The 18,889-nt window shown below is 62.3% G+C and carries 20 protein-coding genes; 9 read left to right on the forward strand and 11 right to left on the reverse strand.

The genetic code is table 11. The annotated features are described in order from the left end of the window. Positions 1 to 37 precede the first annotated feature (37 nt). The 4 genes from ABD937_RS20960 to ABD937_RS20975 all read right to left on the reverse strand — a co-directional run bounded on the left by ABD937_RS20960 (position 38) and on the right by ABD937_RS20975 (position 4,809). Complete coding sequence (locus ABD937_RS20960) at positions 38 to 1,393, reverse strand: OmpA family protein (protein WP_345257911.1); 1,356 nt, start codon at positions 1,391 to 1,393, stop codon at positions 38 to 40. Between the two features lie 795 nt (positions 1,394 to 2,188). Next, positions 2,189 to 3,262 carry an NAD(P)-dependent alcohol dehydrogenase gene (locus ABD937_RS20965; protein ID WP_345257912.1) on the reverse strand — a complete coding sequence of 358 codons (1,074 nt, stop codon included), beginning with the start codon at positions 3,260 to 3,262 and terminating at the stop codon, positions 2,189 to 2,191. Positions 3,263 to 3,401: 139 nt separating this feature from the next. Then, complete coding sequence (locus ABD937_RS20970; protein WP_345257913.1) at positions 3,402 to 3,977, reverse strand: GrpB family protein; 576 nt, start codon at positions 3,975 to 3,977, stop codon at positions 3,402 to 3,404. A gap of 10 nt (positions 3,978 to 3,987) precedes the next feature. Continuing rightward, entirely contained in the window at positions 3,988 to 4,809 is an 822-nt protein-coding gene (locus ABD937_RS20975; RefSeq protein ID WP_345257914.1) for a purine-nucleoside phosphorylase, read from the reverse strand. A gap of 114 nt (positions 4,810 to 4,923) precedes the next feature. Here ABD937_RS20975 and ABD937_RS20980 point away from each other — a divergent pair, with 114 nt between their 5' ends. The 4 genes from ABD937_RS20980 (at position 4,924) to arsM (ending at position 8,827) form a co-directional block, all read left to right on the forward strand. Beyond that, on the forward strand, positions 4,924 to 6,168 hold the full coding sequence (locus tag ABD937_RS20980) for a DUF547 domain-containing protein (RefSeq protein WP_345257915.1): 1,245 nt from the start codon (positions 4,924 to 4,926) through the stop codon (positions 6,166 to 6,168). After that, positions 6,165 to 6,500, forward strand: coding sequence for an arsenosugar biosynthesis-associated peroxidase-like protein (locus tag ABD937_RS20985; protein WP_345257916.1), 336 nt, complete (start codon positions 6,165 to 6,167; stop codon positions 6,498 to 6,500). Before ABD937_RS20980 ends, ABD937_RS20985 begins: the two co-directional genes overlap by 4 nt. 168 nt (positions 6,501 to 6,668) lie before the next feature. Further along, on the forward strand, positions 6,669 to 7,733 hold the full coding sequence (arsS, locus tag ABD937_RS20990; protein WP_345257917.1) for an arsenosugar biosynthesis radical SAM (seleno)protein ArsS: 1,065 nt from the start codon (positions 6,669 to 6,671) through the stop codon (positions 7,731 to 7,733). Between the two features lie 119 nt (positions 7,734 to 7,852). Next, on the forward strand, positions 7,853 to 8,827 hold the full coding sequence (gene arsM, locus ABD937_RS20995; RefSeq protein ID WP_345257918.1) for an arsenosugar biosynthesis arsenite methyltransferase ArsM: 975 nt from the start codon (positions 7,853 to 7,855) through the stop codon (positions 8,825 to 8,827). On the opposite strand, the gene ABD937_RS21000 is transcribed toward arsM, so the two are convergent. Beyond that, positions 8,803 to 9,165, reverse strand: coding sequence for a hypothetical protein (locus ABD937_RS21000; protein ID WP_345257919.1), 363 nt, complete (start codon positions 9,163 to 9,165; stop codon positions 8,803 to 8,805). The genes arsM and ABD937_RS21000 overlap by 25 nt on opposite strands. A gap of 46 nt (positions 9,166 to 9,211) precedes the next feature. Here ABD937_RS21000 and ABD937_RS21005 point away from each other — a divergent pair, with 46 nt between their 5' ends. Genes ABD937_RS21005 through ABD937_RS21020 form a run of 4 tightly spaced genes read left to right on the forward strand, consistent with a single transcriptional unit; the run spans position 9,212 to position 12,864 of the window. Further along, positions 9,212 to 10,282, forward strand: a complete 1,071-nt coding sequence (locus ABD937_RS21005; RefSeq protein ID WP_345257920.1) for an NADPH-dependent FMN reductase family protein — start codon at positions 9,212 to 9,214, stop codon at positions 10,280 to 10,282. After that, complete coding sequence (locus tag ABD937_RS21010) at positions 10,279 to 10,914, forward strand: TIGR04282 family arsenosugar biosynthesis glycosyltransferase (protein WP_345257921.1); 636 nt, start codon at positions 10,279 to 10,281, stop codon at positions 10,912 to 10,914. The genes ABD937_RS21005 and ABD937_RS21010 overlap by 4 nt, the downstream gene beginning before the upstream one ends. 56 nt (positions 10,915 to 10,970) lie before the next feature. Next, positions 10,971 to 11,870, forward strand: coding sequence for a phosphate/phosphite/phosphonate ABC transporter substrate-binding protein (locus tag ABD937_RS21015; RefSeq protein ID WP_345257923.1), 900 nt, complete (start codon positions 10,971 to 10,973; stop codon positions 11,868 to 11,870). A gap of 31 nt (positions 11,871 to 11,901) precedes the next feature. Then, on the forward strand, positions 11,902 to 12,864 hold the full coding sequence (locus ABD937_RS21020) for a 1-acyl-sn-glycerol-3-phosphate acyltransferase (protein ID WP_345257924.1): 963 nt from the start codon (positions 11,902 to 11,904) through the stop codon (positions 12,862 to 12,864). On the opposite strand, the gene ABD937_RS21025 is transcribed toward ABD937_RS21020, so the two are convergent. Further along, complete coding sequence (locus ABD937_RS21025) at positions 12,849 to 13,922, reverse strand: VOC family protein (RefSeq protein WP_345257925.1); 1,074 nt, start codon at positions 13,920 to 13,922, stop codon at positions 12,849 to 12,851. The genes ABD937_RS21020 and ABD937_RS21025 overlap by 16 nt on opposite strands. Before the next feature lie 42 nt (positions 13,923 to 13,964). Then, positions 13,965 to 14,654 (reverse strand): TIGR04283 family arsenosugar biosynthesis glycosyltransferase, encoded by a 690-nt coding sequence (locus tag ABD937_RS21030; RefSeq protein WP_345257926.1) that lies wholly within the window; start codon positions 14,652 to 14,654, stop codon positions 13,965 to 13,967. A gap of 373 nt (positions 14,655 to 15,027) precedes the next feature. On the opposite strand from ABD937_RS21030, the gene ABD937_RS21035 reads away from it, so the two are divergent. After that, positions 15,028 to 15,609: a hypothetical protein gene (locus ABD937_RS21035; RefSeq protein ID WP_345257928.1), complete on the forward strand. Its 582-nt coding sequence runs from the start codon at positions 15,028 to 15,030 to the stop codon at positions 15,607 to 15,609. A 181-nt stretch (positions 15,610 to 15,790) separates the two neighbouring features. Here the strand turns inward: ABD937_RS21035 and tsf are convergent, their stop codons facing one another. From tsf to rplM, 4 genes are all read right to left on the reverse strand, one after another. Beyond that, on the reverse strand, positions 15,791 to 16,630 hold the full coding sequence (tsf, locus tag ABD937_RS21040) for a translation elongation factor Ts (RefSeq protein ID WP_345257929.1): 840 nt from the start codon (positions 16,628 to 16,630) through the stop codon (positions 15,791 to 15,793). Between the two features lie 163 nt (positions 16,631 to 16,793). Continuing rightward, positions 16,794 to 17,720 (reverse strand): 30S ribosomal protein S2, encoded by a 927-nt coding sequence (gene rpsB, locus ABD937_RS21045; RefSeq protein WP_345257931.1) that lies wholly within the window; start codon positions 17,718 to 17,720, stop codon positions 16,794 to 16,796. A gap of 128 nt (positions 17,721 to 17,848) precedes the next feature. Continuing rightward, a complete protein-coding gene (rpsI, locus tag ABD937_RS21050) occupies positions 17,849 to 18,238 on the reverse strand; it encodes a 30S ribosomal protein S9 (RefSeq protein WP_345257932.1) in 390 nt (129 codons plus the stop codon). A gap of 70 nt (positions 18,239 to 18,308) precedes the next feature. Further along, positions 18,309 to 18,758, reverse strand: coding sequence for a 50S ribosomal protein L13 (gene rplM, locus ABD937_RS21055; protein ID WP_345257933.1), 450 nt, complete (start codon positions 18,756 to 18,758; stop codon positions 18,309 to 18,311). Between the last annotated feature and the right edge of the window lie 131 nt (positions 18,759 to 18,889).

Consider the following 18,889-nt stretch of genomic DNA (forward strand, 5'->3'; position numbering starts at 1 on the left):
AATGATCGCGGTGCGCGCTTCCGGCCGGCTGCGGCGACTACAACTTCACGAACTCGACGCGGCGGTTCTTTGCCTTGCCTTCCTTGCTGGCGTTATCGGCCACGGGCTGGCCCGCGCCTTTGCCGTCGGTCTGCAGGCGGCTGGCGTCGACGCCCATGCCGGCGAGGGCGCTGCGCACGGCGGCCGCACGCTGCTTCGAAAGCGCCAGGTTCTTCGCGGCATCGCCGTCGCTGTCGGTGTGGCCGGTGATCTTCACCTTCACGGAGGGGTTATCCTGCAGCACCTTCGCGATCTCCTGGAGCACCCCGGCGCTCTCGGGCTTGATGCGGTCGGAGCTTACGTCGAAGTGGATGCCATTGGTCACGAGCCTGCCTTCGGTGAGGAGCTTGCTGCGCAGGTCGGCGCTTCCCTGCGCAAAGCGGATGTTGGAAATGTAATAGCCTACTTCATTGTCGGTATACGGTGAGGAGCCGGTCTCGAAGGCGAGGCGGTTAAAGGCGGCATTGGCGGGCACGGCCTGCGGCAGGTCGTAGATCTTGTCGCCGTTGATCCAGAGGCGGAAGCGCTCCTTCTGCACCCAGATGGCCACGTGGATCGGCTTGTCGATAAGCCCGCTCATGCTGCGCAGGTCCTTGCCTTCCTGGCTGAACAGGACGTTGTTGTGCCCGCCCTCGGAGCTGAAGATGCTGAGGGTGGAGCCTTCCTCGGGATAGGGCGCCAGCACAAGCCGCACGTCGGTCTTCGCCTCGAAGTTGCCCGCGAAGAACTTGCGGGCGCGGTCGTCGCCGGTCTCTACGTTCATGAGGCGGATCACGAACTCGGGGTAATTGGTGTTCTGTGTATTGGGCGGCAGGTGCAGCACGAGGTCGAATTCCGTGGTGAAGTTCTCGGGCAGCTTCTTGATGTAGGGCGACACGAAGTGGCCTTCCTTGAACAGCTGCATCCACTTCCCGTCGAGGCCCTGGATCGTGACAGCCTCGCCGCGGTTGTTGGTCGACCACTTGAGCGGAAATTCGCCGATGACGTCCTGCGAGAAGTCTTCGGCGTATACGATCTCGGCACCGGGGATGAAGTCATAGCGCGAATAAGCCTTGAACGCGGCGGCAGGCGTAGCAGCGACAGCGGGAGTCGCCGTGGCCGTGCTGGCAGGCGCAGCGGTGCTTGCCGGCGAGGCGGCCGTTGCTGCCGGCTGCGCGGCGGGCTGGGCTTTGGTCTTGTCTTTGCGGGCGGCTTCGGCGGCCTTGCCTTCGGCGGCGTCGAGGCCTTTGTCCATACCCTGGTCGATCTTCTGGTCGACGCGGTTCTTCACCTTGTCGGAGAACCGGTCGAGGAGGGATTGCGATTGGGCGAGCGCCGGCAGGAGCAGGGCGAGCAGGAGGATGCGGTGTCTCATATAGCGGTTTTGGTAGAATGGAAACGGTTGGTCGGATGCAAAGGTGCACCGGCCTGAGGTGGAGGCGCAGTGCGTCTGTATGAGTTGGTAAAAGGGAGCGATGAAGTGACGACCGTAAGACTACGGGAAGGGTTCGCGGATGTGGGATTTGAGATTTGAGATTTCGGATTTCAGATTCCTGGGCGGCGCGGGTGCAACGAGTGTGGCGATGGGCCGGCTCGCGTCCTGGCCGGAAGCTGACTCTAAATCAGGAGTGCTCGGAAAAACCGTGAAGCGTGAAGCTTGAGGTGTGAGCGGAAAGCGGCTCCTGCCCGATTCTTCTTTTCACGCCTGGCAAAGCGGAGGCGGAATGATGTTCGGGCCCTGGAGGCCGTGTGCCGCGGGCCCCGCGCACAGGCGCCGCTCACCTGGTGCCGACACGACATCCAGGCGGGAACCGGCACGCCATGCTTCCTGCGGTAGGCCTCGGGAAATCCGCCGCATTCGGGTGTTACCGGCAGGTTTCGGTGCAGGTATCAACGGGAGGTGCCGCGCCGGCCTCCGCTTTCAGGAAGAGGAGCAGGAGCAGCAGGGCGAGGAGCTTGAAGAAAGTGGGGAACATGCACCGAAAGTAAACGGAGACCCGCGGCCGGCAGGGATCGAACCGTACCGACCGGCGCATTTGTTTTATGAATTGCACATGCAGCTGCCAAAGCCGGCCCGCATGCTCCCTGGCCTCCAGCTCCAGCAACAAGAGCAGGGACTACTTTCTCCCGCCTCGTGGAGCTCCCGGCTCGGGGATTACTCCCGACCTGCTCATCGTTTCGCCTCAAGCGAGCTCATGTCGATCACGTAGCGGAAGCGTACCTCCCCCTTCGCCATCCGGTCGAACGCGTCGTTGATGTCGGGCATGTTGATCAGTTCCACATCGGGCTGGATGCCGTGCTGCGCGCAGAAGTCGAGCACCTCCTGCGTTTCGGCCACGCCGCCGATGAGCGATCCGGCGATGCTGCGCCGGTGAAAAGCCACCTCGTTGTTGTCGATGCCCTTCTTGTAGGCACCCAGCATGCCCACCGTCACCAGCGTGCCGTCGCGCTTCAGCAGCGTCACGTAGGGGTTGACGTCGAAAGGATCGGGGATCGTAACGAGGATGAAGTGGTAGGAAAGCTCTTTGGCCTCCATTGCTTTCTTGTCGGTCGAAAGAAGTACTTCGTCCGCACCGAGTGCCTTCGCCTCTGCTTCCTTTTCTCCGGAGGTAGTGATCACGGTAACCGTGGCGCCACGCGCCTTCGCGAGCTTCACGGCCATATGCCCGAGCCCGCCGAGACCCACTACGGCAACCTGGTGCCCGGCGCCGATCTTCCAGTGCTTCAGCGGCGACCAGGTGGTGACGCCCGCGCAGAGGATGGGCGCGGCGCGCTCCACCGCCAGCTCCGGCGGTATCCGCAGCACGAAGCGCTCCTTCACCACGATATTGACCGAGTAGCCGCCATACGTATTACTACCGTCCGGCTTCATCGGGCCGTTATAGGTGAGCGTGCAGCCCTTCGGGCCCTCGCAGTATTGCTCCTCGCCTTCGGCGCAGGGTGCGCAGGTGCCGCAGGAATCGACCATGCAGCCAACGCCCACGATATCGCCCGCCTTGAACTTCGTGACCGACGCACCCGCCTCGCGCACGCGCCCGATGATCTCGTGGCCCGGAACGCAGGGATAGATCGTATTGCCCCAGTCGTTCTTTACCTGGTGCAGGTCGGAGTGGCACACGCCGCAGTACAGGATGTCGATGAGGAGCTCGTCGGCCTTCGGTGCGGCACGCTCGAAGTCGATGGGATGCAGTTTGCTGAGCACGGAGCCGGTGGCGCCGTATCCTCTGGAAGGAATGGGAGTCATGGAAGAAGCGTTTTAGACCCGCAGCGCTGCGAAACGTATACCACGGTGCGGATGTGCAGAATCGGGCATAGCGGCGTCCCTGTACCACTCCACAAAACCATCGCTACCGGAAGGGCTTCCTCAGGATGGGCACAGGGCGTCAACGCTTCCTTTCGAGGCGGCGCAGGGCCTCGGCCTCAGCTGCCTTGACAAAGGCGTCCTTACCGGTGTTGTAGGCGTTCATATCGGGCCACTCCTGCGCGGACAGTTCTAGCTTGAGGGCCGTATAGGCCGTCCGCAGCGCGGCGTCGGAGCGCAACCGGTCGCGGAAGGCGAGGTCCCGGATCCAGTCGGGCGTGCCGTGTACGATGAGGTGGATATGCGTCAGCGAGTGTACGTCGCGGCCGATCACCAGGGAGCTTCCGGCGCCTATCTCAGGAAACGCACCTTCCTGCAGGCGCACGAAAAAGCGGCGGGCGGGCCAGGCCCGCTCGAATGCCGACACATAGGTGAACCCGGCGGTCGTCATGGGCCCGACCGTTTCATCCAGGTTTCCTTCCGCTCCGACCCCGACCAGTATATCTACGATCGGCTTCGCCGCGAGCCCTGGCACCGACGTACTTCCGATGTGCCCGATGGCCGGCGCAAGCGGATGCAGCGCGGCCGTGATGACCGCCCGCTCGGCCTCGAAGCGGCACGTCCAACCGGGATCGTAAGAGACAACGGAAACCTTCATGAGGCTTTGCTCAGGCAAGTTTTCCGACCACTTCGGCAAATACCTTACTCAGCTTCTGGTCGGCCTGGCCCGCCACTTCGATGATCTCGGCAATGTTCACGGGCTTCAGGTTATCGGGATCGCATTCATCGGTGATGACCGACACGGCTGCGCATTCGATGCCGATCTGGTTGGCTACGATCACCTCGGGCACCGTGCTCATGCCTACGGTGTCGGCGCCCATGGAGCGGAGCCAGCGGTACTCGGCGCGCGTTTCGAGGTTGGGGCCCATCACCGACACGTATACACCTTTGTGCACGGGTAATCCCTGCGCTGCAATCGCTTCCGACAGCAGCTCCTGGAGGCGCGCGTTGTAGGGCGCGCTCATATCGGTGAAGCGGTTGCCAAAGGCGTCGCCAAGGCCGCGCAGCGGGTTGTCGGGCAGGAGGTTGATGTGGTCGTCGGCGATGACGAGGTCGCCCTTGCGGAAGGCGGGGTTCATGCCGCCGGCCGCGTTGCTGAGGAGGAGCTGCCGGATGCCGAGCCCGCCCAGCACACGCACGGGGAAGGTGAGCTGCGCCATCGAGAAGCCGTCGTAATAATGAAAGCGGCCCTGCATGGCCACCACCGGCACTCCGCTCAGCGTGCCGAAGAGGAGCGCGCCCTGGTGAAAGGCCGTGGCCGACTTCGGGAAGTGCGGGAGCTCGGCATAAGGAAAGCGGTGCGTAACGTCGATGAGGCCCGCGAGCGCATGAAGGCCCGTGCCCAGCACGATGCCGACGCGCGGCGCCGTGGGCACGCGTTCCTGGATAAAAGCGATGGTCTCGGAAAGGGCGGCGGCAATAGGTTCCATAAGCAGTGCTGTTGCGAAAGGCTAATGTACAGCATTGCGGGCCCGTTAAAATAGATTCCGGGCAGAACCCCCGCGGCGTAAATTACGTACCTAACCCTGCACCATCCAATCGCCATGCTCCGACCGCTTGTCTTTGCCCTGCTGCTGCTCTGCGGCCCCGCGGCCGCCCAAGGCTTCCGGCCCGGCGACGTCGTGCCCGACCTGCCCACGCCCCGCGTGCTCAACCACAGCGGCAGGGCCGCAACGCTTGCGGAGCTCCGTGGCCGCATTACGATCCTCGATCTCTTCGGCACCTGGTGCGTGCCCTGCGTGCGCGCCCTCCCCCACCTGCGATCGCTGCAGGCGCAGTTCCCGGAACTGAAGGTGCTGTTGCTGTCGAGCGAGCCGGAAGCGAAGCTGCGTGCCTTTCTCCAGGGCCGCGATCTGCCCTTCCCGGTGATCGTGGATGCCGGCGGATCGCTTACCGCGCGCTTTGCACCGCCGGCCTATCCCTATACCCTTGTGCTCGACGCCCGCGGCGCTGTGCTCGCCGCCACCGACGCCGCGGCGCTCACGCCGGAGGCGATCCGGGGCTGGCTCGCCGCGCAGCCCGGTACTGCCGTATCTTCCGGTAGCCCCGCCCCCATGCCTGCTGCCGGCAACCATACCACCCCCTCGTCCGCCCTCGTGCGCCTGTCGCAGGAGTTTGCCTACGCGGTGAAGACCGGCGATCCCGCAGCGCCCTTCCTCGACCGCCTCCGCGCCCTCGACCTCCCGACCCTGCGCGACAGCCTGCGCACCAATGCGGAGAAGACCGCCTTCTGGATCAACGTCTACAATGCCTATACGCAGGTACTGCTGCACGGCGATCCGTCGCTCTACCAAAGCCGTGGGCGCTTCTTCTCGGCCCGGCGGCTCGAGCTCGGGGGCGAGCGGCTTTCGCTCGACGATATCGAGCACGGCCTCCTCCGCCGCTCGCGCATCAAGTGGAGCCATGGCTACCTCCGCAACCCGTTTCCCGGCGCGTTCAAGAAGGCGCTGCGTGTCGATACCGTAGATCCACGGGTCCACTTCGCCCTCAACTGCGGCGCGAAGAGCTGCCCGCCCATCGCTTTCTACTCCGACACCGGCCTCGACCGGCAGCTGGAGCTCGCCGCCAACAATTACCTCTCCACAAGCGTTAGCTACGACGCGGCGCAGAACGTGGCCACGCTCCCGGCGATCCTCGGCTGGTTCCGCGGCGACTTCGGCGGCAAGGACGGGCTGCGCCGGCTCCTGCACGAAAAAGGACTCGTGCCGCCGAACAAAAAGCCGCGCCTGCGCTTCGGTAGATACGACTGGCAACTCTTTCTCGATAACTACAAAACAGACCCGATATGAGCAATCATTATTACAACGCAGAGGACCTCGGCAAATTCGGCAGCATCGGCGAATTCCAGCAGCCGCTGGCTGACAAGTTCTTCGCCTATTATGGCGAGGTGTTCAAGGACAGCGCGCTCACGGCGCGCGAGAAGTCGCTCATCGCCCTGGCGGTGGCCCACGCCGTGCAATGCCCCTATTGCATCGACGCCTACAGCACCGACGCCTACGAGAAGGGCTGGAGCGAAGGCCAGATGATGGAGGCCATCCATGTAGCCGGTGCCATCAAGGGCGGCGCCGTGCTGGTGCATGGCGTGCAGATGATGAACAAGGTGAAGGAAATAGCGATGTGATTTCGGATTTGGGATTTCAGATTTGCTTGGGTCCCCGCTTTTCCTAATCGTGCCTGACCGACTTTAATGCTTGTAGGAACCCGAAGTAATGGCCGCATGGAAGAGAATCTGAAATCACAAATCTGAAATCTGAAATAAAGCAAGCTGTTTGCTATAAATGAACGACTGATGAATCTACCCCCCCGCACTTCCCTCCAGCGGCAGCAACATGCGCTTGCAGATGTGCAGGCCCAGCTCAACATCCTGGAGCACGGGCAGACCGGCGACTTTGCGCTCGTGCCCTTCCAGCAGAAGCTGGAGGAAAGCGCGCTGTACCCGCTGAAGCCCACCGGTGTCTCCATCTTCCAGGTCAACGTAGGCAAGATGTGCAACCAGGTGTGCAAGCACTGTCATGTGGATGCGGGTCCCGACCGCACCGAGATCATGACCCGCGACACGATGGAGCAATGCCTCGCCGCGCTGCGCGCCCACCCCGGGCTCACTACCGTGGACCTTACCGGCGGCGCGCCCGAGATGAACCCGCACTTCCGCTGGTTCGTAACGGAAATCCGGAAGCTGGGGCGCCACGTGCTGGTGCGCTGCAACCTCACCATCATCCGCGCCAACAAGAAGTACCACGACCTCCCGCAATTCTACAGGGAGCACGGTGTAGAGGTGGTGTCGTCGCTGCCCTTCTACACCGCCGACCGCACCGACCGCCAGCGCGGCGACGGGGTCTTCGCCGACTCGATCGCGGCGCTGCAGCAGCTCAACGAAGCAGGTTATGGAAAGGACGGCACCGGCCTCGTGCTCAACCTGGTGTACAACCCCGCGGGCGCCTTTATGCCGCCCCCGCAGGCCGCGCTCGAAAAGGAGTACAAGCAGGCCCTGCTCGAGCGGTATGGCATCGTGTTCAACAACCTCTTCGCCATCACCAACCTGCCCATCTCGCGCTTCCTCGACTTCCTGCTGCAAAGCGGCAACTACGAGAAGTACATGGAAAAGCTCGTGAACGCGTACAACCCGGTAGCCGCTGCCAACGTGATGTGCCGCAACACGATCTCCATCGGCTGGGACGGGTACCTCTATGACTGCGATTTCAACCAGATGCTCGACCTGAAGGTGGACGGCGCGGTGAAGCACATCGCGCAATTCGACACCGCGGTGCTCAACGGCCGCGACATCGTCATCAACCAGCATTGCTACGGCTGCACCGCGGGCTCGGGATCGAGCTGCGGCGGCGCGGTGGCGTAAAAACAAATTCAAAAGTCAAAAATGTACCCCTTTCATCTGTCTTACGCATTTGTAAAGCCCGTTGCCGCGAACCCGTTTTTTGACTTTTGAATTTTGACTTTTCACTTAACCCCATTGATATGCACCCTACTTACCTCGAGACCACGAAGAATGTATACCGCGAAGCCGCCGAGAGCCCGCAGGTGGGGCTTTGCTGCACCACTACCCCGGTGTGGCAATTACCCGGGCTTCGCATCCCGCTCCGGATGCAGCAAATGAATTACGGCTGCGGCTCCACCGTGCACCCGCGCGACCTCGTCAACGATCCGAAGGTGCTTTATGTAGGCGTCGGCGGCGGTATGGAGCTGCTGCAGTTCTCCTACTTCAGCCGCCAGGCAGCCGGCGTTACCGGCGTGGACGTGGTGGACGAAATGCTCGAAGCCTGCCGCGGGAACCTGCGCGCCGCCAAGGAGCAGAATCCCTGGTTCCGGTCGGAGTTCATCCGCCTTGTCAAGGGCGACGCGCTGCACCTTCCGGTGGCCGACGGCTCCATCGACGTGGCGGCGCAAAACTGCCTCTTCAACATCTTCAAACATGAAGACCTGCGGCAGGCGCTGCGCGAGATGTACCGCGTGCTGAAGCCGCGCGGTCGCCTCGTGCTGTCGGATCCTACCTGCGAGCAGGCGATGCCGCCGCACCTGCAGGAAGATGAGCGCCTGCGCGCCCTTTGCCTCAGCGGTGCGCTGCCCCTCGATGAGTATATACAGCTGATCACCGACGCCGGCTTCGGCACCGTGGAAATACGGGCCCGCCGTCCGTACCGCATCCTCGACCCGGCCAACTACGGCACCGACGGGCTGGTCTTCATCGAAAGCGTGGAGGTCTGCGCCATCAAGGACCCGATGCCCGCCGACGGACCCTGCGTGTTCACCGGCCGCACGGCCATCTACTACGGCAGTGAAGAGAGCTTCGACGACGGGAAAGGACACGTGCTGCTGCCCAACCAGCCACTGGCCGTATGCGACAAGACCGCCGCTGCGCTGGAAGCGTTGGGGCGCAACGACATCTATGTTTCAGAAAGCACGTATTTCTACGACGGTGGTGGTTGCTGCTGATGCGGTGCCGCAGCAGCGAGCTGCTTCTTCACCTTTCGCCAGGAGCCGTAGCCGCTGATGAGCGTAGACGTAGTGATGACGGCGTAGACCCGGAACGGCAGGTTGCGCCCGAAAAGCACGAGGTAGATGTTGGCCGCATTGAACACGAAGATGGCGGTGAGCGCCGGCCAGAACGGCGATCGCCCGCGCCGGTGGCTGCGCACAAGCCAGGCCACTGCCCAGATGAAGAGCGGCGTCGCCACGATGTGGATGCCCACGAACAGCACGGGATCCACGCTGTAGCGCTCGCCGAGCATCGTGTAATAGTTGACAATCTGTTCCCAGAGCTCTTTCAACATTTGTAGAAACCGGGGACCACGGTCCCACGCTTGCAATACTGCCAACATGAAGCCAAATGACGCCAACGCCGCCCTGCCGCCGGAGCAACGCCCCTTCCGCGTGCTGCTCCTCGCTGGCTCCGACCGCCGGCAATACAACTGCCCGGGAGTGGACAGCAAGGCACGGACCCTGATGCTGCACATGGCCAACTCATTGCCCGACGATTGGGAGATCGACTACGAAGACCTCGGCAACGTATACGGCCGCGCGCGCATCCAGAGCTGCAATGCCTGCGTGAGCACCTCGATGGCCCTCTGCGTGTGGCCCTGCAACTGCTACGAGAAGGGAAGCCGGTCCGAGCCCGACCTCCTCTGGGACCTCGACCTCTATGCGCGCCTCGACATGGCCGATGCCTGGGCCATCATCGGGCCCATCAACTGGTATGCGCCCTCCTCCAACCTGAAGCTGCTCTTCGACCGGCTCGTGTGCATGAACGGCGGCAACCCCGACGAGACCACGATCCGGCACAAGGACCCCGAGCTTGCCATGCAACTCGAGCACAGCGCGGAATGGACCGAATTGAGCCGCAACCACCTCGAGGGCCGCACCGCTGCCTTCTTTTGTTATGGTGATGAAGGCAGCGACGAGCTCGATGCCGAAGGCCGGCCCAAGATCCTGGAGCACAAGCACTACTTCGACCCGGCACAGGAACCGTTCCGCAACGAGCGCGATGCCTATGCGCCGCTCGTGTGGCAATGCCGCTACGGGGGCGTGGAAGTGCCCGACCATCTGTGGGCGCATGCCACTACCGGCAAGGGTAAGAAATACAGCGAGGACCAGGCCGAGCACGTGATCCGCGAGAACGACTTCATGCAGGCTTTCAATGAATGGACGGCCGACTTCACAGCCTTCGTGGCCGCGAAAGGGAAAGTGACGCCGGGCCGCTACCGCGCTTACGGTTACGAGCAACCGCCCCACCTGCTTCAGGAGCTCCGTACCGGCCTCCGCTCCTGGACGCTCCGCTTCGGCATTCCGCCCCACGGCTCCTCGCCCTGGAAGCAGCAGCAACTCGGCATCAACGACGACGTTACCCTGAACCCCAAAGAAGGCGAAGGCCAGAAACTCCGCAAGCCATGAACGCAACCGACGCCCTCATCCTCTTTGTGCGCCGCCCCGAGCGGGGCAAGGTAAAGACCCGCGTGGCGGCCACCGCCGGCGACGATGCGGCGCTGGCGGTGTATGAGCGGCTCCTCGCCCATACCCATGCCGTTACGCACGGGCTCTCCTGCGACAAGTACGTGTTCTATGCCGATGCCATTGTCCGGGACGACCTTTGGGAAGAGGGCTACCACAAGCTGCTGCAGGACCGGACCGACCTCGGCATGCGGCTGTACAGCGCCTTTCGCCAGGTATTCGGCAAAGGCTACCGCAACGTATGCGTGATCGGCAGCGATTGCCCCGGGCTTACCCAGGCCCTGCTCGAAGACGCCTTCCTCCGCCTCAACGACAACGACCTCGTGATCGGGCCCGCCACCGACGGCGGCTATTACCTGCTGGGCATGCGCGGCGGCACACAGGAGCTGTTCGACGACGTGGCGTGGAGCACGTCGGGCGTGCTGCGGCAGACGCTTGACAAGGCGCGGACACTCGGGCTTGTCACGGACCTGCTCCCCGCCTGCAGCGACGTAGACACCTGGGACGACGTGCCTGAAGCCTGGCGAGCGGAGCTTGCTTCCGTCACTTCATCACCCGGAAGCGGCAGCCGGTAGCAAAGGCGGTGAATGATATACCTACCGCGGCGCATCTTTGAGCGAACTGATGCTGCATGAAAACCCGTACGCTGCTTTTCCTGTTCCTGCTGTGTTCGCTTTTTGCCGGCGCACAGCCGCTGCGCCTCGCCGTATACCAGTATGCCGATAACCCGCGGATACGCAACCTCGAGCCGGTGGCCGCCTACCTGGGGCGCGCGCTCGGCCGGGAAACCACCGTACGCAGCTACCCCGACGTGCATGCGCTTATCCGCGGCCTGCAGGCCGGCGAGGTGGACCTTGCCTTCATCAGCACCTTCGGCTACCTGCTGCTCGCCGGCGACAGCCTTTCGCACCCCATGCGCCCGCTCTGTGCCCTCGCTGCCGACCAACCGCAGGGTCAGTACCGCACGGCTTTCGTGGCCCGCCGGGAAGTCGTGGTAAGCACCTGGCCGCAACTGGGCGACCCGGGAGCCGAATCCCTGCGCCTCGCCCTCGTGGCAAGCGGCTCCACCAGCGGCAACCTCGTGCCCCGGCTAATGCTCGGCGGCATCGGGATCGGGAAGGCGGACGCTCATTTTGCATCGGTGCGGTACGCCGGTACGCATGCCCGCGCCCTGGAGCTCCTGTTGCGCGATTCGGCCGACGTAGCCGCGATGGGCAGCACCGAATGGGAGCGGCTCGACAAGGCCCGGCAAGACCGCCTGCGGTTACTGGCCCTTTCGGAAGACATTCCGCTCGGCCCTGCCCTGGTGAACCAGCGCCTGCCTGCCGGCCTGCAAAAAAAGATCGGCCGCTTGCTGATGCGGCTTCCTGCCTCCGACCCCGCTGCGTTCGACGCCCTCAGGGCTGCCTGGACCGAGTCGCGCAACGCCACGCGCTTCGATCGGGTAACGCTGGCCGATTACGAGCGCTACCTGCGCTCCTTCGGCAGCAAGACGCCCCTGCAGGCCCTGCTCCGCTCCCTCGCGCACTAGTGCGATACCGAATTGACGTACCTTTTCGGCGTTGCTGTACCGACTGCTCAAAATATATGCACGCGGCGCGATCCGGATCTTTTGCCGCCACATCGAACTGAACCGGCCGGAGCTCCTGCACGCGGAGGGGCCGCTGCTGCTGGCGGCCAATCACCCCAATTCCTTCCTCGATGGCGTCATCATGACCATCCTGCTCGACCGGCCCCTGTATTCGCTGGCCCGCGGCGACGCCTTCGCGCACCCGCTGCTCCGCCGCATCATGAAGCAACTGCACCTGCTGCCCGTATACCGCACCTCCGAAGGCGTGGAGAACCTGCAACACAACTACAGCACCTTCGCGGCCTGCCAGGAGGTGTTCCGGCAAAAAGGCATCGTGCTCATCTTCAGCGAAGGCGGCTGCGTGAACGAATGGCACCTGCGCCCGCTGCGCAAGGGCACGGCGCGGCTCGCGCTCTCGTCGTGGCAGCAGGGCATCCCGCTCAACGTGATCCCGCTGGGATTCAATTACAACCGCTTCCGGAACTTCGGGAAGAACGTATTTATACGGTCCGGCGCCCCGATCGACCGGGCCGCGGTGGAGCGGGAACCTACCGAAGGAAAGCAGCTCCTGGAATTCAACAGGCAGCTCCGTGCGCAGCTGGAAGAACTGGTGTACGAGATCGACCCGGACGACCGGGCGGCACTGCGGCGAAAGGTGGCGGTACCACAGCCCCTTTGGAAGCGGGTGCTGCTCGCGCCTCCTGCACTGGCAGGCGCCGTGCTGCATGCCCCCCTCTACTTCCCGCTAAAATGGTTCACAGGCGCCCGGTTCAACAACGATCACTTCGACAGCGTGCTGACCGCGCTGCTCTTCCTGCTGTACCCGTTTTACCTCCTGCTGTGCTTCGGGCTGGCCACCATCTGGCTGCCGGCAGGGGCCGCGCTCTCCGTATTTATACTGATGCCCTTCTTTGCGCGGGCCACCGTGCAGCTGAAGGATCAGCTCTCGAGCTGAGGCGCCCGCGGGCTGAAGCGGAGGCAGCGCAGCATCCAGTCGGGCAGCGGCCGTCCGGCAGGCCGCTTGCGGAGGTCGAGGTACCAGCCAAGCTTCCTGAGGATGGGCACACGGTGCGTTTCCACGTATTCGATGAGAGTACCGTCGGGGTCCTCGTTATAACAGAAATGGCCGGCGGCCTGCCCCATGGAAAAGGAGTCCTCGCTGTTCACGGTCATCGGGTAGCCGGCCGCCGCGCAGCATTGTGCCTGCTGCATCATCCCGCATACGTCGAAGCAGACATGGATGAAGCCGAGATCGCCCCAGTAGCGGCCGCCGAAGAGGGGTCCTTCCTGCCTGCCGGGCACCTCCACGAGCTCGAGCTGCGTGGGGCCGAGCAACCGCCCGAAGGGGCCGGCCACCGGCGCCGACGACCGGAGCAGCGCCCGCCGCAGCGGGCCTTCCGCGCCGGGAAGGCCTTCCAGGTCGGCATAGTGGTTCTCGCCGCGGAACAGCACTTCATCATAGCCCAGCACGCCTTTGCAGAACTGCAGCGAGCGCTCCATGTCCGAAACGCCCAGCACTACGCCGCAGACGCCTCCTACGGGCTGCCCGCGGCGCTTTCCGAACCAATAGGGATCCTCCGTCAACTCGAAGCGGTTGCCGTAAGGGTCGGCCACGTACACATGCAGGCGTCCGGCCGGGTCGGGCGCCACGTCGGTGCACATCGTTACGCCGGCCTCCCGCAGCCTCCGGGCCGCCGCGGCCACATCGCGGCAGCGCAGCTTCACGGCGAATACGCCGGTGCCGGCCAGGGTCACGGGCTTCGGCGCCGGCTGCGGGCTCCGGCTCGTGTACTGCCAGATCTCGAGCCCGCCGCCGCCCTGCAGGTTCATGGCCAGCAGGGCATAGCGTTGCTGCACCGTGCCGCCTGTGTAGCGGGTCATGAGGGTGGCCGGCGCCTTGTCCTCGAACAGGATTGTATCGAAACCGAAGTGCTTTTTGTACCAGCGAAAGGCCTCGGCCGCCGACGCCACGCCGACGCCGACCTGCTGGATACCGGAACGAATAGGCTGCATAAGTAGATATACGGTGAAGGGAAAGGCTTGGTTCAATCGAGGCTACCAGTTGAGGCGGCGCCGGTACTCGTCCACGAGCTCTTCCTGGGAGGCGCCGTTCCGGTAGCGCTGCACCACGGCGTAGTTGGCGCGCTGCACGCTGAGCCAGCTGTTCTTGTCGTACTTGCGGGCCGATACCAGGGCGCAATCGTTCAGGATCGTGTAGCGTCCTCTTGCCCGCGCGCGGGTGCAGAACTCATACTCCTCCATGATGCGCATCTCGGAGCGGAAGCCGCCGAGCTCGCGGAAGAGCGGCTTGCGGATAAAGAGCGTCTGGTCGCCGCCCATGCAGATGAACAGGTCGAAGCGGGTGAACCAGGCATTGAGGCGCAGCAACCATTTGCGGGAGTCGAAACGCGTGCGGTAGCGGCCGAGGTCGTAGCCTTTTTCAAGGGCGCGCCGGATGTCGGCTACATAGGTGGGTGGCGGGAAGGTGTCGGCGTGCACGAAATACAGCACGTCACCGGCGGCCAGCGCGGCGCCGTGGTTCATCTGCGCGGCGCGGCCCTTCTGCGGGCTCTGCAATACAACGGCGCCTGCAGCCGCGGCCAATGCGCCCGTGTCGTCGGTGCTGCCCCCGTCGCTTACCGTGATACCCGCGAGGGCATCGCCGCCGTGCTCGCTCAGGTAGCGGACCAGCGGGCCGATAGTGGCCGCTTCATTGTAGGTGGGAATGATGATGCTGAGGCGCATGCGTTACCTGCGTAGTTTTCCTTTCAATTTACCCGCTTTTCACCGATGACGGTTAAAAAGATACAGGTAGGGATCCTGGCGGCCGTGTTCCTGCTGCACTATGTGCTGGAGCAGCTGCACCCCAAGCGGCCCCGCAACCGATGCTGGCGCTTCAGCCGCGGCAATATCGGCACTGGAATTATCAACGTACTGCTCACGCTCCCCCTGGCCACACTCTTCGTGCGTGGCTTCACTGGATCGATGCCAACAGTATCGGCCGCCTCCAGACACTTCCGGCGCCCTTCTGGCTGCGGGTGCTGTGCAGTTGAAGGACCAAACAGATACCCGGATGTGCAGTGTCCGCCGTCGCAAAGGAATCGGTATATTCGTTTTCATGCCTCAATTGCCAACTGCTTCAAACCTTCACGAAATCGCCCGGATAGAAGGATCGAAGCGGCTTCTCGGTAATTCCTTTCAAATTCCGTCCATCAAGCCGACCGCAGCTTACCGTTCGAAGATCGTACCCGATTCTGCGTGCACCAGCCATACATTTACCCCGAATCTTCTGCGTTCCGTTGTCATAGCAGGGCTCATCGGAACAATCCCGCTCGGGATATTAATGAACCAGTCGTCCCTATTGACTGGAGCAGAACGCTTATATGTGCCGCTCGCCACCGCGGCAATCTTCATTGGCGTATGCGCGCTGTTCATAGGAATAACAACCAAGCCAGTTGTATTGCTACTGAATCCGGAAGGCATGTCCATCAATGGTCATTTCGTATCCTGGAGCGGGATTCGCGATACGGCGATCCTCCGGATGAAAGTGGGAAAAAACAAAAGTGATTACCTGGTTACTTGGCTACGCGACGAGCGTTACCTCCTTACCGACCTTGGCTGTTTCGTGAGATTCCGCGTAGGCGGCATTCGTGGGGAATTGGCGGCCTATATCGAATACTTCCGGGCAAAAGCGACTTGACTTTTTACTCCAGAAGAACGGCAGCTCCGGAGCAGTGCTGACACCTATACCCGGCAACCTTTAGAGGCCTTCCGGAAGAGAACTGCCGGCAGCTCCCAGAGTTTACGGGCATGCAAAAGCCCCTGCTATCCAGGGGCTTTTGCTGTATTCTTCGCGAAGTGCTTCGCAATTGTGTCGGTTCTTAACCCAGGGCAACGCGCTTGAACTCGACCACTTTGAGGTCTTTGTTCACGCTCTTCAGGTAATCGCCTACCGACTTGGAGCCGTCTTTTACGAAGGCCTGGGCGGTGAGGGTGCTTTCCTTGAAGAAGGCGTTGAGCTTACCGGCGGAGATCTTCTCGAGCATCTCGGCGGGCTTGCCGGCCATCTTGGGGTCCTGCTGGATGATGTCCATGATCACGGCCTTCTCGCGCTCCACCACGTCGGCGGGAACGGAAGACTCGTCAACGGCAACCGGGTTCATGGCGGCGATCTGCATGGCGATGTCGCGGCCGGCTTCGCCAGCTTCCTGGTTGAAGCCTACGAGCACACCCATGCGGTTGGCGCCGTGGATGTAAGAAGCTACGAAGGGAGCCTCAACGCGCTCGAAGCGCACGATCGCGATCTTCTCACCGATGGAGGCGAGCTTGTCGTTGATCATGTCGGCCACCTTGGCACCATTCACGGTTACTTCGTTCAGCTCGTCGATGCTCTTCACGTTGTTGGCAACGGCGGCGTCGGCGATGCTTTGGGCGAAGGCCACGAAGTCGGCGTTCTTGGATACGAAGTCGGTCTCGCAGGAAATGGTCACGATGAAGCCGGTCTTGTTGTCGTCGGTGGTCTTGGCGATCACGACGCCTTCCTTGGCTTCACGGTCGGCACGCTTGGCGGCCACTTTCTGGCCCTGCTTGCGCAGCCAGTCGATCGCAGCTTCGAAGTCGCCGTTGGTCTCGGTGAGGGCCTTGCGGCAATCCATCATACCGGCGCCGGTAGCCTGGCGCAGCTTATTGATATCCTGTGCTGTAATGGTTACAGTAGACATAGAAAATAATTTGCTAATGGGGTAATGGGGTAATGGGATAATGCTTGCGCACTATCCCATTCCTTAGTTTCTGTTGAAAGAGCGAGGTCGGATGGAGTTCTGTTCGAATGGCAGGGTATTATCCCATTACCCCATTCTCCCATTACCCCATTCGGTGGGCGCATTAGCGACCACCGGGGCGACGGGCGCCACCACCGCCACCGGCGGGAGTGCGACGACGGGCACCGCCGGGACCACCGGCACCGGGACCGCCGGCGTTGCCGCCACCGCCCTGGCCGCCACGGCCACCGCGTCCGCCACGGCCGCCTTCGGCATTGGCTTCAGCTTCGAGGCGGGCTGCGCGCTTCTCGTTCTCGGCGTTGTTCTCGCCGTCTTCACCGTCCACGTCCTTATCGGCCTGACGCTCGGCAAGACCTTCGGCGATGGCAGCAGTGATGTAGTTGGTGATGATCGCGATGGACTTCGTGGCATCGTCGTTACCGGGGATGGCGAAGTCTACCTTGTTGGGGTCGCAGTTGGTGTCGACCACGCCGAAGGTCTGGATACCCAGGCGCTTCGCTTCTGCGAGGGCGATGTGCTCATGGCCGATGTCGACGATGAAGAGGGCAGCCGGCACGCGGCCGAGCTGGGCGATACCGCCGAGTACCTTTTCCATCTTCTCCTTGTCGCGGGAGAGGGTCAGGCGCTCCTTCTTGGTGATGGAGTCGAACGAACCGTCGCTGAGCATTTTCTCGATGCTCTGCATCTTCTTCACGCTCTTGCGAACGGTGTTGAAGTTGGTTAGCATGCCACCGAGCCAGCGCTCCGTCACATAGGGCATGTTGACGCGGGCGGCGCATTCGGTAACGATATCTTTTGCCTGCTTCTTGGTGCCTACGAAGAGGATCTTCTTGCCGGAGCGGGCGATCTGCTTCATAGCAGCCGCGGCTTCCTGCAGGTGCTCGGTCGTTTTGTTGAGGTCGATGATGTGAATGCCTTTCTTCTCCGCGAAGATGTAGGGCAGCATCTTGGGGTTCCACTTCTTCTTCAGGTGACCGAAGTGTACGCCAGCCTCCAGAAGTTGTTGCTGTAAGGAAGTGTTCTGTTCCATTTGTGTTTGTTTATAGCCGCCAGTCGCAACCAGCGCACAATTGTTTTTAATTTTTCGAGAACCACTCTCCGGAGAGAGAACCAACCCCCTCCCCCCTGGGGAGGGATGGGGAGGGGCTGGGGAGGGGTTTAGCGCTTCGAGAACTGGAAGGAGCGGCGGGCTTTCTTCTTACCGAACTTCTTACGCTCTACGGAGCGGGGGTCACGCTTCAGGAGGCCGGCGGCCTTGAGGGCGGGACGGAAGTCGGGGTTCAGGTCCACCAGCACACGGGCGATGCCCAGCATGGCGGCTTCGGCCTGGCCTTTCATACCACCACCGGCAGCGTTGATCTTGATGTCGAACTTGTCGGCAGCTTCAACGGTCTTGAGGGGGCGCTCCACCTGGTTCTGCAGGTACACGAGCGGGAAATAGGCCTTGTAGTCTTTATCGTTGATGGTGATGGCACCGTTTCCACGCGATACAAATACGCGGGTCACAGCTTCCTTACGGCGGCCAACACTATTTTTTTGCTTTTCCATTTAAGATGGGGTTTGCGGTTGTTTAGAGTTTGTTGCTCCCCTCCCTCCTGGGGAGGGGCCGGGGGTGGGGTCACTTGCCGATCTTCAGCTCCTTGGGCTGCTGGGCAGTGTGGGGATGCTGGGGGCCTGCGTATACGTACAGCTTCTTGTACATCTGGCGGCCGAGGCGGTTCTTCGGCAGCATGCCTTTCACGGCGCGCTCGATCAGCACTTCCGGACGACGCTTCTGCAGGTCCTTGGCGATCTCTTCCTTACGACCACCGGGGTAGCCCGTGTAGTTGTCGTACACCTTCTCGTTCATCTTGTTGCCGGTCAGGATCACTTTCTCGGCGTTGATCACGATGATGTTGTCACCCGTGTCAACGTGCGGGGTATAGTACGCTTTGTTCTTACCGCGCAGAATAGCGGCGATACGAGCGCACATACGACCCACGGTTTGATTGGTACCGTCCACAACATACCAGTTGCGCTGCACGGTAGCCGCATTCGCATGCTTCGTTGTAAAATGTAATTTGCTCATGAGATTTGCTTTTCCGGTATTACCCGGGTTTGTTGAATAATCACCCGCAGGACCATCCTCCTGCCAGGCTCCTCCAACCACCTCGCGGCGGCTTTTGGAGGCGCAAAGGTAGCCCGAACTTATCCACATCA

Origin of the sequence: Flaviaestuariibacter amylovorans, from assembly GCF_039541815.1 — a bacterium.
GTDB classification, from domain to species: Bacteria; Bacteroidota; Bacteroidia; order Chitinophagales; family Chitinophagaceae; genus Flavisolibacter; species Flavisolibacter amylovorans.